This window comes from Actinomadura fulvescens (assembly GCF_039533225.1).
In the GTDB taxonomy this organism is placed as follows: domain Bacteria; phylum Actinomycetota; class Actinomycetes; order Streptosporangiales; family Streptosporangiaceae; genus Spirillospora; species Spirillospora fulvescens.
The window spans coordinates 515500-528548 of record NZ_BAAATD010000001.1; the positions used below are offsets into that span (position 1 = coordinate 515500).

At 70.5% G+C, this 13049-nt stretch carries 14 protein-coding genes; 9 read left to right on the plus strand and 5 right to left on the minus strand.

Going from position 1 to position 13049, the window contains the following annotated elements; all coding sequences use genetic code 11:
- Nucleotides 1-69: 69 nt before the first annotated feature.
- The 3 genes from ABD333_RS02410 (at nt 70) to ABD333_RS02420 (ending at nt 1629) form a co-directional block, all read left to right on the plus strand.
- Nucleotides 70-411, plus strand: a complete 342-nt coding sequence (locus ABD333_RS02410) for a helix-turn-helix domain-containing protein (protein WP_151564666.1) — start codon at nt 70-72, stop codon at nt 409-411.
- Nucleotides 412-567: 156 nt separating this feature from the next.
- Nucleotides 568-1035, plus strand: coding sequence for a Dps family protein (locus tag ABD333_RS02415; protein ID WP_344537222.1), 468 nt, complete (start codon nt 568-570; stop codon nt 1033-1035).
- A gap of 87 nt (nt 1036-1122) precedes the next feature.
- On the plus strand, nt 1123-1629 hold the full coding sequence (locus ABD333_RS02420) for a hypothetical protein (protein WP_344537223.1): 507 nt from the start codon (nt 1123-1125) through the stop codon (nt 1627-1629).
- A 69-nt stretch (nt 1630-1698) separates the two neighbouring features.
- Here ABD333_RS02420 and ABD333_RS02425 read toward each other — a convergent pair whose 3' ends face one another.
- The gene (locus ABD333_RS02425) at nt 1699-2859 is read right to left on the minus strand and encodes a methyltransferase domain-containing protein (RefSeq protein ID WP_344537224.1); all 1161 of its coding nucleotides are present in this window, start codon (nt 2857-2859) and stop codon (nt 1699-1701) included.
- A 118-nt stretch (nt 2860-2977) separates the two neighbouring features.
- On the opposite strand from ABD333_RS02425, the gene ABD333_RS02430 reads away from it, so the two are divergent.
- Complete coding sequence (locus ABD333_RS02430; RefSeq protein WP_344537226.1) at nt 2978-3409, plus strand: RidA family protein; 432 nt, start codon at nt 2978-2980, stop codon at nt 3407-3409.
- Nucleotides 3410-3422: 13 nt separating this feature from the next.
- On the opposite strand, the gene ABD333_RS02435 is transcribed toward ABD333_RS02430, so the two are convergent.
- From ABD333_RS02435 to ABD333_RS02445, 3 genes are all read right to left on the minus strand, one after another.
- Nucleotides 3423-4316 (minus strand): LysR family transcriptional regulator, encoded by an 894-nt coding sequence (locus ABD333_RS02435; protein ID WP_344537228.1) that lies wholly within the window; start codon nt 4314-4316, stop codon nt 3423-3425.
- 214 nt (nt 4317-4530) lie between these two features.
- Nucleotides 4531-5325, minus strand: coding sequence for a DNA-formamidopyrimidine glycosylase family protein (locus tag ABD333_RS02440; protein ID WP_344537230.1), 795 nt, complete (start codon nt 5323-5325; stop codon nt 4531-4533).
- Between the two features lie 19 nt (nt 5326-5344).
- Nucleotides 5345-5809 (minus strand): RrF2 family transcriptional regulator, encoded by a 465-nt coding sequence (locus tag ABD333_RS02445; RefSeq protein ID WP_344537231.1) that lies wholly within the window; start codon nt 5807-5809, stop codon nt 5345-5347.
- A gap of 249 nt (nt 5810-6058) precedes the next feature.
- Here ABD333_RS02445 and ABD333_RS02450 point away from each other — a divergent pair, with 249 nt between their 5' ends.
- Nucleotides 6059-6217: a hypothetical protein gene (locus ABD333_RS02450; RefSeq protein ID WP_344537232.1), complete on the plus strand. Its 159-nt coding sequence runs from the start codon at nt 6059-6061 to the stop codon at nt 6215-6217.
- A 95-nt stretch (nt 6218-6312) separates the two neighbouring features.
- On the opposite strand, the gene ABD333_RS02455 is transcribed toward ABD333_RS02450, so the two are convergent.
- Nucleotides 6313-7539, minus strand: a complete 1227-nt coding sequence (locus tag ABD333_RS02455; RefSeq protein WP_344537233.1) for an ROK family transcriptional regulator — start codon at nt 7537-7539, stop codon at nt 6313-6315.
- 262 nt (nt 7540-7801) lie between these two features.
- Between ABD333_RS02455 and ABD333_RS02460 the strand changes: the two genes are divergently transcribed.
- The 4 genes from ABD333_RS02460 (at nt 7802) to ABD333_RS02475 (ending at nt 12869) form a co-directional block, all read left to right on the plus strand.
- Nucleotides 7802-9073: an extracellular solute-binding protein gene (locus tag ABD333_RS02460; RefSeq protein ID WP_344537235.1), complete on the plus strand. Its 1272-nt coding sequence runs from the start codon at nt 7802-7804 to the stop codon at nt 9071-9073.
- Nucleotides 9074-9547: 474 nt separating this feature from the next.
- Complete coding sequence (locus ABD333_RS02465; RefSeq protein WP_344537237.1) at nt 9548-10519, plus strand: carbohydrate ABC transporter permease; 972 nt, start codon at nt 9548-9550, stop codon at nt 10517-10519.
- On the plus strand, nt 10516-11418 hold the full coding sequence (locus tag ABD333_RS02470) for a carbohydrate ABC transporter permease (RefSeq protein WP_344537239.1): 903 nt from the start codon (nt 10516-10518) through the stop codon (nt 11416-11418). The genes ABD333_RS02465 and ABD333_RS02470 overlap by 4 nt, the downstream gene beginning before the upstream one ends.
- Nucleotides 11415-12869 carry a glycoside hydrolase family 3 protein gene (locus tag ABD333_RS02475; protein ID WP_344537240.1) on the plus strand — a complete coding sequence of 485 codons (1455 nt, stop codon included), beginning with the start codon at nt 11415-11417 and terminating at the stop codon, nt 12867-12869. The genes ABD333_RS02470 and ABD333_RS02475 overlap by 4 nt, the downstream gene beginning before the upstream one ends.
- Nucleotides 12870-13049: the final 180 nt, after the last annotated feature.

The window sequence follows — 13049 nt, forward strand, 5'->3', positions numbered from 1 at the left end:
CCACGGCCGCCTTCAAGGCGGGTACGGTGGAACTGTCAGATGGTCCGAACTGAGGGAGGGAGCGAGACGATGGTCCTGCTTCGCCAGCTGCTCGGTGACGTACTCCGGCAGCTGCGGCTGCGCCAGGGACGCACCCTCCGCGAGGTGTCCGCGGCGGCACGCGTTTCCCTCGGGTACCTCTCCGAGGTCGAACGGGGTCAGAAAGAGGCCTCGTCGGAGTTGCTCGCGTCGATCTGCAAGGCACTGGGGGTTCCGCTCTCGCACGTGTTGCGAGAGGTGGCGGACCAGCTGGCGCTCGCCGAGCTGCAGCACGAGCCCGTCATGGCGGGCGCGCCGCCCGAGCACGAGCGCATCCCGGAGACGCCGGAAGAGATCACCGGCGAGTTCCGCGCCGACATGGTGGCGGCCTGACCCCGGCTCCCCGCTCCCACGTGAACCCGGCTCCCGCCTGAGCCCGGCCCCACCGGGCCTCGGGTGTGGGCGGGCTCACGGAGTGGACCCGGCATATGGGGGAATCCTTTTCCGTTGTAACGGACATACCGTGAGCGACGTGGAAGGAGCCCTAAAATGGCGACGGTCAAGAGCCCGCTGAGCGAGACCGCCCAGAAGACCACTGGTGAGGCACTGCAGGGCGCCCTCGTCGACCTGCTGGACCTTTCACTGGTGGGCAAGCAGGCCCACTGGAACATCACCGGCCGCCACTTCAAGCAGGTGCACGAGCACCTCGACGAGGTCGTCGACCTCGCCCGCCAGTACGCCGACACCGTGGCCGAACGCGCCGTGGCGATCGGCGTGAACCCCGACGGCCGTGTCCGCACCCTCGCCGACCGCACCGCCGTCCCGCAGCTGGAGGCCGGCTGGATCGCCGACGACAAGGTCGTCGCCGCGATCACCGACGCGCTCGCGCAGATCATCACCCGGTTCCGGGAGCGCATCGAGGCCACCGACGAGGCCGACCCGGTGACGCAGGACATCTTCATCACCCTGACCGCCGAGCTTGAGAAGCAGCACTGGATGTTCTCCGTCCAGAACTGACGCCGGACGCGGAGGGCCCTGATCTTCGGATCGGGGCTTTTTCGTGTCCGGACGGAACCGCGGAACGCCCGGCCGCGTCGAGAGGTCATGGCCACCTTTGCGAAGCTTGTGGCGTTCTCGTCCCTCGCCGCCGCCACCGCCTGCGGGACCGGCCTCGCCGCCGGTGACAAGACCTGCACCGCGATGGGCTCGCGGGAGGGCGTGGGCGTGGACATCAAGGCACCGTACGCGGCCAAGGTCGCCGCCGCCTCGATGAAGATCTGCTGGAACGGCACCTGCCGGACCTCCAAGGTGGAGCTCATGCCCTCCAGCACGACCGTCCCGCAGGGCTGTACCGGCGACTCGCCCGACGACAGCTGCGGCGCCGCCGCCTCACCCACCGGTGACAAGCACGGGTTCGCCGACGTCCAGGGCCTCCCGAAGTCCGCCGTCCAGGTGACGGTCGACCTCCGCGACGCGTCCGGTAAACGCCTGCTCAACAAAGAGCGGAACGTGACCCCTCGCGCCAGCTACCCCAACGGCCCGGACTGCGAAGAGGGCCGCCCCCAGGCCTCCCTGATCGTCACCGAGGGCCACGTGACCGAACGCCTCTGACTCCACCCACCCCAGCGCCCTCAGTCCGCCCCAGAAGCCCTCTCAGCGAGCCCAAGCCCGGAGGCGCGGTCAAGGAGTGATGGGCCGGGTGGGGCCGTCTAGCCAGATCTGCTGGGTGGTCTCGCCGACGGTGAGGCCGAAGCGTTCGCGTGGGGGAGAGCCCCAGGTCACCCACTGCAGATAGGCGTCCTCGACTTCGTCCCAGAGGCGGCGAGCCCCGTACTGGCGTACGGCGTGGTCCGTGCGGCCGGGTTCCAGGTCGGCGCACGCCCACGAGTCGCCTTGGTTGTCGATCGCCCAGATGCGGTAGGAGCCGTCCGGCGCGGCCTCCAGATGCGACCGGACGCCGGGCACGAGCGCCGCGATCGCCACCTCGGCGCCGGGGGACTGGGCGATCACCGACCGCGGGTCGAGGCGGGCGGTCGACAGGTCGGCCTTGGCGCGCTGCTCGACGGCGTGGCCCGGGCCGCCGAACGGGCGTCGCTGCGAACGCAGCATCATGAAGCCCGCCGGACCCTTCAGCGCGCCGACGGCCGTGCCGTCACCGGTCACCGCCAGGTGGGCGAGATGACCGATGCCCCAGCCCGGCGACCAGGGCAGCACCATGCCACCGCCCGGCCTGCACTGCTCGACCCACGCGTAAGGCACCCGCGCGACTCCGCAGGTCGCGTGCACGCGGTCGTACGGCGCGCCGTCGGCGTGGCCGGCCGCGCCGTCGCCGACGAGCAGCCGCGGTGACAGGCCCGCCGTGGCCAGGTTGCCGGCCGCCCGCGCCGACAGCGTCCGGTCTATCTCGACCGAGGTCACGCCATCGGGGCCGAGCCGCCAGGTCAGCAGCCCCGCCGTCCATCCGGTGCCGGTGCCGATCTCAAGGACGCGGTGGTGGTCGAACGGGCTGAGCTCCTGCAGGAAGGTGACCACGATGCCCGGCGCCGAGCAGGAACTGGTCCACGTGCCGCTGCCGCTCACGGGATCGCCCGCGCCGTCGTCGAGCTGGATCGCGATCGCGCTGTCGGAGTAGACCGCGTTCCACCACGTCACGGGGTCGGCTCTCCGGTCGATCGCGAACCCCTCGTACCGCGGCCGGTCCGGCACCGCCCAGGCGGTCTCGGGTGTGAACAGATGCCGCGGCACGGCACGCAGGCCCTCACGCCAGATCGGGTCGGTGAGCCGTCCGGTCGCCACGAGGAGCTCGGCCAGGGCTTCGACTCGTTCTTCGGTGGTGGTCATTCATCCACCCTGCAAGCCCCGGGGCCACGGTTCAACTCCGCTGGGCGGTCGAAGCGCCGCGCCTCGTGCCGGAAGTCATCGCCGAAACCTGTTTGCCCTGCTCTGCGAGACTGGGGCCATGATCGATCAGGGTCCTTCCGTCACGTTGATCCGCAACCCGGAGCTCGCGCAGACCGTCGACTACGCCTACGCCGCGGTGGCCGAGGCGCCCGTGCGGGCGATCTGGACCGCGGGCGCCTGCCCGCTCGACGCGGACGGCGCCACCGTCGCCGTGGGCGACTTCGCCGGTCAGGCACGGCAGGTCATGGCCAACCTCGCCGCCGCCCTGGAAAGCGCCGGCGCCTCCCTGGCCGACATCGTGAAGACCACGGTGTACGTGGCGTCCTCCCGCCGGCAGGATCTCGTCGAGGCCTGGAACGTCGTGCGCGAGCACATGGGCGACCACGACGCGCCCAGCACCCTGCTGGGAGTGGCGGCCCTCGGCTACGACGACCAGCTCGTGGAGGTGGAGGCGACGGCCGTGATCATCGAGGAGCACGAAGCCGGCTGACCTCCGGCCCGTCTCACCGTTCGCCGGTCAGTTCGGCGACAACGGTGTCGGCGAACTCCAGCGCCAGCGGGCTCAGGGCGTCCCATTGGCGCGCCGCCCAGCCCGCGCCGAGCGGCGGGAGCGCGGGGATCGGGACCAGCCGGACGATCCCGCCCGGCCCCGGGCCCCAGCCAGGCAGGGCGGGCAGGATGGCGTGGCCCAGCCCCAGCTCGGCCAGCAGCAGCGCGGTGTCCCAGTCGGCCACGCTCGTGGTCGAGGTGAGCCGCACCCCGTGGCGTTCGAGATGGGTTTCCAGGTGGACGCGGGACGTGGAGTGCTCGGGCAGCTCGATATGGCGGATGCCGGCGAGCTCGGCCGGCGTGATCGTCTGCCGGTGGCTCAGCGGGTCGGCGACATGGACCGCCAGCACCCAGGGCAGGTCGCACGAGGAACGCTGCTCCACCCCGTCCAGCGGCGGGCCGATCGTCACCCACGCCAGGTCCGCCTCGTGCGTGCGGACGGCCTCCAGGCAGCGGCGGCTGGAGCTGGCGGTGACGAACTGCAGGTTGACCTCGGGATGCCGGGCCCGGAACGTGGTGACCCCGGCGGCCATGAAGTGCCGGACCGTGGTGGCGCCGGTCGCGATCCGGATCGTGCCCCCGACGCCCCGGCGAAGGTCGTCCAGCCGCCGCAGCGCGTCGTCCAGGCCCGCGATGCCCTCGGCCGCCGCGCGCCGCAGGATCTCGCCCGCCCGGGTGGGCGCGACGCCGCGTGGACGGCGTTCGAGCAGCGTCAGCCCGGTCTCCCGTTCCAGCCGCCGGACGTGCTGGCTGACCGCCGACTGGCTGCACGACATGCTCCTCGCGACGGCGCTGAGATTGCGGGCCTCGCAGACCGCGACGAACACGCGCAGGTCGTCCAGAGTCATGCCGCCAAGCTAGAGCTTGGGGATCATTAAGTAAACCCGAGAATTGACTTGGGTCAGCCCGCCGTCGGAGGATCGACCCAGCGGGCATCGGATCCGGTGACCCCAGCGGCGGCGACCCGTCCGGGAATGACGACCCGGGACGTACAGACCATCCGGACGGGCGCCGACCCTTCCCCTCCCCAAGCCTTCCCTCAAGCCGGAACGTCGTCGTTCGTCAGGCTTCGGGGTCTTGCGGGGCGGGCTGGCAGCGCGGGCACCAGTACGTCACCCGGTTGCCGACGTCGGAGGCCTGGTCGGCACGCTGGATGCGGGTGCGGCAGCGGCGGCAGGGGCGTCCCGCGCGGCCGTAGACCCAGTGCTCGTGGCCGCGGCGCCGGTCGCCCGTGGTGATGTGGCCGTACCGCTCCCTGTTGGCATCCAGGAGCCGGTGGGCGAGGTCGGCCATCGCGGGCAGGTCGGCGACATCGCCGACCGGGGTCCACGGGTGAACGCCGCGCAGGAAAAGGATCTCCGCCTTGTAGACGTTGCCGATGCCCGCCAGCCTTGTCTGGTCGAGCAGGGCCTCGCCGATGGCGCGGCCGGGCTCCTCGCGCAGCCGGCGCACGGCCTCGGAGGGGTTCCAGTCAGGGCCGAGCAGATCGGGGCCGAGATGCCCCACGACGCGTTCCTCGTCGGCCGTGCGGAGCACTTCGAGGATGCCGAGGGAGTATCCGAGCGCCTGCCACTCGGCGTTCGCCAGGATCGCCCGGATGCGATGGTCGGAGGGCGGGGCGCCGGGCGGGCGGATCCGCCACGAGCCCTCCATGAGCAGATGGCTGTGCACGGTGAGACCGCCGCCGACCCGGATGAGCAGGTGCTTGCCGCGGGCGAGGACGTTCAGGACCGGCCGCCCGCGCAGGTCGGTGGTGGCCAGCTTCGGGACACGGAAGTCACTGCGCGTCAGTGGCCGCCCGGCGAGCGCCTCGTCCAAGCGCCGGGCGGTCAGCCAGACGACATCGCCTTCCGGCATGTCAGCTGTCCCATAGGTGTCAGATGAAGGAAGGGCTTTCCCAGGCCGAGGGGTCCTCGGTGAGCTTCTTCACGGGTCCGGGGAGCTCGCCCGCCGCGATGTGGGCGAGCGACACCTGTTCGAGGATGGCGCGTTCGTTGGCGCGCAACGCGATCCACACCTCCTGCAGCGATCGCGCGGGACCCTCGTATCCCACGTGCTCGGGGCGTTCGCCACGGACGCCCAGCAGGGGGCCGTCGATGGCGCGGATGATGTCGGCCATGGAGATCTGCTCGGCCGGCCTGGCCAGCCAGTAGCCGCCCTCAGGGCCGCGCTGGCTCCGGACGAGCCCGGACCGGCGAAGCTGGCCGAGGATGTTCTCCAGGAACTTGGGCGGGATGTGCTGGGCCTCGGCGAGCTGGACGGCGGTCACCGGATGACTCCCGGCCACCGCCAGCTCCGCGGCGGCACGCAGCGCGTAGTCGACCCGGGCGGACAATCGCATGAACGTATTATCCCTTGCCGATCGGACTGGTCTGGCTTACCGGGGCTGATCCCGGGGCCTCGTATGCATACCGAACCGTTTTCGGTCGGAATGCGCAAGCACCCGGACGCCTGGGACGGATGTGTCTCCCCATGAGGTCTGACGAGAAATCATCCCTGTGGCGGATGCAGATACGGCCGTTTCTTCAGGACCATGGAGTCATCAGGGGGCACGGGGATGCGGTGACCGCACCGCGGAACGGGGAAAGAGATGACACCCACGGCACGATGGGCGGCCGCGCAGCGGCGCAGGCGTCAGATCATCAACGAGACCGTCCGGGATCGCGCCCTGCGGGACCCGAGGCGCCAGGAGCGTCACGTCCCCGGTCACGTACCCGCCAAGACCGGTGACCGCCCGGTGGCCGCCTGACCGACCCCGGCGATCCGGCAGGCGGCACTGCCGGTGCCCGAACGTTTGAAATGACGCCTCCGTGCTGTTCGCGCGGAGGCGTTCTCGCTTTCTGGTCAGCCTTCGGAGGAGGACGAGAAGACCTCGTCGCGCGCCTGTTCGAGGGCCGCGTGGAGGGCTCCCCGCAGGACGGCGTTGCCCTCCACGCCGGTCACCGCGACGGTGGGGCTGGTCGGGCTGATGCGGCTGACGGCGTGGGCTATGCGGGTGGCCAGGGGCTGGCCCCCGGCGCGGCCCAGCTGGCCCGCCAGGACGACCAGGCCAGGATCGAGGACGATGTTGACCGAGGTGACGCCGTACGAGATGCGGTTGGCGAGCTCGTCCAGGAAACCTCCACCGCGCCGTTCGTTGAGGGCCGCGGCCCGGACGCAGTCGACGGCGGTGGGCTCGGTGAAGCCGTGCGCGTGGGCCAGGGCGCGCACGGCGTCGGCGCCGACCAGCGAGCCATAACCGCCCGCCAGCGCCGGGATGCCCCAGCTGGTCGACTCGGTCACGCCCTCGTCGGCGGCCGGGTCGCGGCGGACGGCGCCGGACGGCAGGGGCGCGCCGGGCACGGGCAGATAGCCGATCTCGCCCGCGCCGCCGGAGCGGCCGCGGTGCAGGCGGCCGCCGAGCATGACCGACAGGCCCATGCCGCGGTCGAGCCACATGAGGGCGAAGTCCTCGGCGCCACGGGCCACGCCGTACGCGCGTTCGGCGATCGCCGCGAGGTTCACGTCGTTCTCGATGATCACAGGACGGCGAAGATCGGTTTTCAGCCCGGCGAGAACACCCTCGTGCCAGGACGGCAGGTCGAACGAGAACTGCACGTCGCCCGTGCGCGGGTCGACGACGCCGGGAGTGCCGATGACGAAGGCGTTCAGGCGGGACAGGGCCACCTTGGCGGACCGGCACGCCTTCGCGACGGCGTTGTGCACGGTCTTGACGGGATCGTCCGCCCCGTTGGGGTCGACTGTAACCTGGGACACGATACTGCCCGTAATATCCGCGACGCCCGCGGTGACCCCGTCGGGGCCCACCTCCAGGCCCGCCACGTAGGCGCTCGAGGGCACCACCGCGTAGAGCGCGGCGTTCGGCCCCCGGCCTCCGGCCTGTTCCCCGACGACCTCGACCAGACCGCGCTCCTCAAGCCGGGAGAGCAGTTGGGAGGCCGTGACCTTGGACAGCCCGGTGTGCTCGCCGATCTGGGCGCGGGTCAGTGGTCCCTGCCCGACCAGCAGGTCCAGCGCGGCGCGGTCGTTCAGCTCGCGCAGCAGCCGCGGCGTCCCCGGTCGTCTGGGCATGCTCGACCCCTCAAAGTCTCAATCCGCTAACGAGCGGTTTTGTTTAGGAAAGTTTCTTGTTAGTTTACGCGCAAGCGCCTCGGCAGCCCAGACCGGGTGATGAGGCGCACATCGAGCGCCGACTGGCGAGCAGGGCGTCCCGCGGCCGGTGCGACGAAGAGTTCGGGCATGGCTGGACCCTAAAGGGTCCGGGCCCGATCCAGAGCCCCGACCGTCGGGGATGCACTCACGGCGATGCCATGCTGGAAAGGAAAAACCCCCAGTGAAGTACACCAAGGTTGCGGCCATAGCGGCCGCGATCGCCCTGGCCGCCACGGCCTGCGGCGGCGGCGATGACGACAAGGCCGACAGCGGGGCGGCCAAGGACCCGGCGCAGCTCAAGGTCTGGATGATGGGTGACGGCACCCCCGAGCAGACGAAGTTCCTCGACGGCGTCGAGACCGAGTTCAAGACCAAGCACCCGGGCACGGACGTCGTGATCAAGTACGTGCCGTGGCCGCAGGTCGCCACCACGTTCCAGAAGGCCGCCGCCGGCGGTGAGGGCCCCGACGTCACCGAGCTCGGCAACACCGACGTCCAGTCGCACATCGAGCAGGGCAGCCTGGCCGACGTCAGCGACCTGTTCGACAAGTGGGCGGACGGCAAGACCCTCAACAAGACCGCGGTGGAGAACGACCGCTCGGGCGGCAAGACCTACGCCGTGCCGTGGTACGGCGGCGTCCGCGGCGTGTGGTTCCGCAAGGACTGGTTCGACGAGCTGAAGATCGAGCAGCCGAAGACCTGGGCCGAGCTGTCCGCCGCCGCCAAGAAGATCCAGGACGCGAAGAAGGTCCCGGGCATCGGCGTGGCGAGCGACCAGACCAACGCGCTGCTCAGCTTCATCTGGGGCAACGGCGGCGACGTCGCGGTCAAGGAGGGCGACAAGTTCGTCGGCAAGCTCGACCAGCCGCAGGTCAAGGAGGCCGTCGACTTCTACACCGGCCTGCTGACCAAGGACAAGGTCGCCTCCGCCAAGTACGTCGGCAAGAACGAGCTCGAAGGCCCGCAGCGCGACTTCGCCCTCGGCAAGCTCGGCATGTACTTCGACGGCAGCTGGGCGTTCAAGGAGATGAAGAAGGTCTCCGACAAGAACGTCGACAAGTGGGCCGTGTTCCCGATCCCGACCAAGGCCGGCGGCAACGCGCCCGTCATGGCCGGCGGTTCCGACCTGGCCGTCTGGAAGGACAGCAAGGCCAAGGACGCGGCGTTCGACTACATCACCGTGCTCAACAACGCCAAGAACGCGCAGGCGTGGGCGGACTACAGCGGCTTCTCGTCGATGCGCTCGGACGTGAAGTTCACCGACCCGAAGCTGGCGATCTTCACCGAGATCGCGGGCAACACCAAGTTCCCGCCGATCGGTGCCGGCTGGGCCGAGTTCGAGCAGGCCAAGAAGGTCCTGCCGAACACGATCAAGGCCATCATGCAGGGCAAGGCGTCCGACGGTGAGCTGAAGAAGGCGAACGAGCAGGCCAACACCCTGCTCAACCCGTAAGGCCCGGCCTGTAGGGCCCGGCCTGTAAGGCTCGGCCCGTAGGGCGACCCGCTGGGCCCGTACGGCCCGTACACCCTCGTCAAGACTGACGACGGAGGAGGGTGTACGGGACGTGCGGCGCCCAGGGGACGACCGTGCGGGTACGCGGCGCGCGGCACCCCCCGGGGTTTCCCGGGACCCGGCGCGCACACAGGACTCTCGGGGGTCTTCGAGACCGCACACCCGAAGGCCCCCGAGATCCCACCCGCACGTACCCTTCGTCCTCGCCGGCTCGGCGCGCGCGTTCCGGCGTCCGCGCCTGCCTTACACCGCCCGCCCTCCAGCGTCCGCGCCCCAGCGTCCGCGTCCAGCGCCCGCGTCCAGCGTCCGCCCGTCCATCGACTTCGGCGTCCCGGCCATCCCGGCGCCCCGCCAGCTCCGGCGCCCAGACCGGTCTCGGCGCCCTGTCCAACCCCGGCTGATCGGACTGAGTCCATGCTCGACACCGCCCCCGCGGTGCGGAAGAACCCGGGTCGGAGGACCTCCGGCACGGCAGGCTCCCGCCGCCGTCCCCGCTTCGGGCCGTACCTGCTGATCGCCCCGACCCTGGTCGTCATCGCCATCCTGATGTTCTGGCCGATGTTCCAGATCGGGACCATGTCGTTCCAGAAGGTCGGCAACCGCCAGCTGCGCGGCGAGCCCGCCGAGCAGGTGGGCACCGAGAACTACGACACGATCTTCAGCGATCCGTTCTTCTGGCAGACCCTGCGGCACACCGTGCTCTTCGCGGTGGTCGCGGTCTCGCTGACGCTGGTCATCGGCACCCTGATCGGCCTGCTGCTGCACCAGCTCGGCAAGCGCATGTCGAGCTTCGTGGCGGGCGGCGTCATGGTCGCGTGGGCGACCCCGCCGGTGACCGCGGCGATCATCTTCTCCTGGCTGTTCGGCACGACCGGCGGCCTGGTCAACTGGACGCTCGACCTGCTGCCGGACTGGCTCGTCGGGAGCGGCTGGAGCGACTACAACTGGTTCAGCACCCCGCTGTCGACCTACACCGTGCTGACGATCTGCGTGGTGTGGCAGGCCTGCCCGTTCATCGCGGTGTCGGTGCTGGCGGGGCTCAAGAGCGTGCCGAGCGAGCTGTACGAGGCCGCCCGCGTGGACGGCTCGGGGCCGTGGCGCTCGTTCTGGAGCATCACGTTCCCGATCCTCAAGCCCATCTTCATGGTCCTGCTCGTCATGTCGATCATCTGGGACTTCAAGGTCTTCACCCAGCTGTTCGTGATGTCCGGGCTGGCCAACCGTGACTCCTTCAACCTCTCGCTGTACGCCTACTCCGAGGCGTTCGGCTCGCTCAACCCCAAGCTCGGCATGGGTTCGGCGATCGCGATGGTGCTCACGGTGATCCTGCTCATCGTCACGGCCCTGTACGTGCGGGTCATGGTCCGACAGGGAGAGACGAAATGAGCCGTCAGAGCCGTTCCTCCGCGGCCCGCAAGGGCGGCCTGCCCCGCAGGGGCGTCCTGCGCGGGAGGGTCTTCCGCAAGGGCGTCCTCAACACCGCCGGGATCGTGGTCTTCCTGCTGGCGGTGTTCCCCGTCCTGTGGATGGTCTCGACCGCGTTCAAGCCCAACACCGAGATCTTCAGCAACACGCCGAAGCCGCTGCCGTCGAAGCCGACGCTGGAGCACTTCGACCTGGTGCTGAACGGCGGCATCGCCGAGACCTCGTTCTGGGTCTACTTCCGCAACAGCGCGATGCTGGCGCTCGCCACCGTGGTGATCTCCGGCCTGCTGGCGCTGATGGCGGCCGTCGCCGTGGCGCGCTTCCGGTTCCGGTTCCGCACCACGTTCCTGATCATGCTGCTGATCGTGCAGATGGTCCCGCTGGAGGCGCTGGTCATCCCGCTCTTCCTGGACCTCAAGACGCTGGATCTGCTCAACAGCCTGCCCGGGCTCGTGATCGTCTACGCCGGCTTCGCCGTGCCGTTCGCGATCTGGATGCTGCGCGGCTTCGTCGCCGCCGTGCCCAAGGAACTGGAGGAGGCCGCCGCCATCGACGGCGCGAGCCCGATCCGCACGTTCTTCACGGTCCTGCTGCCGCTGGTGGCGCCGGGCCTGGTGGCCACCAGCATCTTCTCCTTCATCACGGCCTGGAACGAGTTCATCTTCGCGTTCACGTTCCTGGACGACCAAGACAAGTACACCTTGCCGATCATGCTGCAGTTCTTCTTCGGCCGCAGCGGCAACGCCTGGGGGCCCATCATGGCAGCGTCCACGCTGCTCACCATTCCTGTGATCATCTTCTTCCTCATCGTCCAGCGCCGCATGGTGTCGGGCCTGACCGCCGGGGCGGTGAAGGGATGAGCGGCGACTCGATCGAACGGCTGGCCCGCGGCACCCTCCTCCCGTCGTTCCCGGGCGCGAGCGCGCCACGCTGGTTGCAGGACGAGCTGGAGCGCGGCCTCGGCGGCGTCACGCTCTTCGCCCTGATCGGCAACGTGCCGAGCCCCGAGGCGCTCACCGCGCTCACCGCCGAGATGCGCAAGGCCGCCGACCCGATCATCACGATCGACGAGGAGGGCGGCGACGTGACCCGCCTCGGCGGGCACCTCACCGGCTCCCCGTACCCCGGCAACGCGGCGCTCGGCGCGGTGGACGACCCCGACCTCACCCGGCGGGTCTACCGCTCGCTCGGCGCCGAACTGGCCGAGGTCGGCGTGAACCTCAACTTCGCGCCGTCCGTGGACGTCAACACCGCCGCCGACAACCCGGTGATCGGCACCCGCTCGTTCGGCTCCGATCCCGAGCTGGTGGCCCGGCACGCCGTCGCGTCGGTGATCGGCACCCAGGAGGCGGGCGTCGCCGCCTGCGCCAAGCACTTCCCGGGCCACGGCGCGACCGTCGAGGACTCCCACCTCGGCGTGCCCATCGTGGACGCCGACCTGGCACTGCTCGACCGCCGCGACCTGCTCCCGTTCCGCGGCGCGATCCAGGCCGGGGCGCAGGCCGTCATGACCGGCCACCTCAATCTGCCCTCGATCACCAAGGGCGTGCCGTCCACGCTGTCGCACGCCGCGATCACCGGGCTGCTCCGCGAGCACCTCGGCTACCAGGGCGTCATCGTCACCGACGCGCTCGACATGCAGGGCGCGAGCGGCGCCATCGGCATCCCGGAGGCCTCCGTACGCGCACTGCTGGCCGGTGCGGACCTGCTGTGCCTGGGGCCGAAGGAGCACCAGGAGAGCCTGCGGGCGGTGCTCGCCGCCATCGAGGAGGCCGTGAACACGGGGCGTCTGCCCCTGGAGCGGCTCCACGACGCCGCCGAACGGACCCGCCGCCTGAAGGCGTGGCTGGCCGACCCCAGTCCCGCGATCGTCGACCGCGCCGTGGGCATGGAGGCCGCGCGCCGGGCCGTGCACGTCACCGGTGACTTCCCCGGCCTCTCGGCGGACCCGCTCGTGGTCGAACTGGCGTCCACCGGCAACATCGCGGTCGGCCCCACACCCTGGGGCCTGAGCCCCTGGGTGCCCGACGTCGTGCGAGCCGAGGGGTTCGCGGAGGAGGCAGGCTCCCTGCTGGAACGTGCCACAGGCCGTGGTCTCGTGGTCGTTCTGCGTGACGCGCACCGCCACGCGGGCCAGCGGGCCCTCACCGCCGCCCTGCTCCAGGCACGGCCCGACACGGTCGTGGTCGAGATGGGCCTTCCCGTCTGGATTCCCGAAGGAGCCGTTCACGTGGCGACGTACGGCGCCGCCGCGGCCAACGCCCAAGCCGCCGCCGAGTTCCTGGGCCTGACCCCCACCACCACCGCCTAACCCGCCGCTCCTGCTCCGCCGTCCGTGCCCCTCCGCCCCTGCCCCGCCAGCTGACGGCCGGGCGTCGGGGATCGGATCGCTGGTATCGGTTCGTCTTCGCGATGAATCGCATCGAGTGGGCCAATCGCCTTGACGGTCGTTACCGAAGGGGCGGAAGGTACAGCTGACACGGAGATGGGG

Bases quoted from the DNA above. Each gene is read 5' to 3' on its own strand.
- ABD333_RS02410 (WP_151564666.1), top strand. From the start codon at position 70: ATGGTCCTGCTTCGCCAGCTGCTCGGTGACGTACTCCGGCAGCTGCGG.
- ABD333_RS02415 (WP_344537222.1), top strand. From the start codon at position 568: ATGGCGACGGTCAAGAGCCCGCTGAGCGAGACCGCCCAGAAGACCACT.
- ABD333_RS02420 (WP_344537223.1), top strand. From the start codon at position 1,123: ATGGCCACCTTTGCGAAGCTTGTGGCGTTCTCGTCCCTCGCCGCCGCC.
- ABD333_RS02425 (WP_344537224.1), bottom strand. From the start codon at position 2,859: ATGACCACCACCGAAGAACGAGTCGAAGCCCTGGCCGAGCTCCTCGTG.
- ABD333_RS02430 (WP_344537226.1), top strand. From the start codon at position 2,978: ATGATCGATCAGGGTCCTTCCGTCACGTTGATCCGCAACCCGGAGCTC.
- ABD333_RS02435 (WP_344537228.1), bottom strand. From the start codon at position 4,316: ATGACTCTGGACGACCTGCGCGTGTTCGTCGCGGTCTGCGAGGCCCGC.
- ABD333_RS02440 (WP_344537230.1), bottom strand. From the start codon at position 5,325: ATGCCGGAAGGCGATGTCGTCTGGCTGACCGCCCGGCGCTTGGACGAG.
- ABD333_RS02445 (WP_344537231.1), bottom strand. From the start codon at position 5,809: ATGCGATTGTCCGCCCGGGTCGACTACGCGCTGCGTGCCGCCGCGGAG.
- ABD333_RS02450 (WP_344537232.1), top strand. From the start codon at position 6,059: ATGACACCCACGGCACGATGGGCGGCCGCGCAGCGGCGCAGGCGTCAG.
- ABD333_RS02455 (WP_344537233.1), bottom strand. From the start codon at position 7,539: ATGCCCAGACGACCGGGGACGCCGCGGCTGCTGCGCGAGCTGAACGAC.
- ABD333_RS02465 (WP_344537237.1), top strand. From the start codon at position 9,548: ATGCTCGACACCGCCCCCGCGGTGCGGAAGAACCCGGGTCGGAGGACC.
- ABD333_RS02470 (WP_344537239.1), top strand. From the start codon at position 10,516: ATGAGCCGTCAGAGCCGTTCCTCCGCGGCCCGCAAGGGCGGCCTGCCC.
- ABD333_RS02475 (WP_344537240.1), top strand. From the start codon at position 11,415: ATGAGCGGCGACTCGATCGAACGGCTGGCCCGCGGCACCCTCCTCCCG.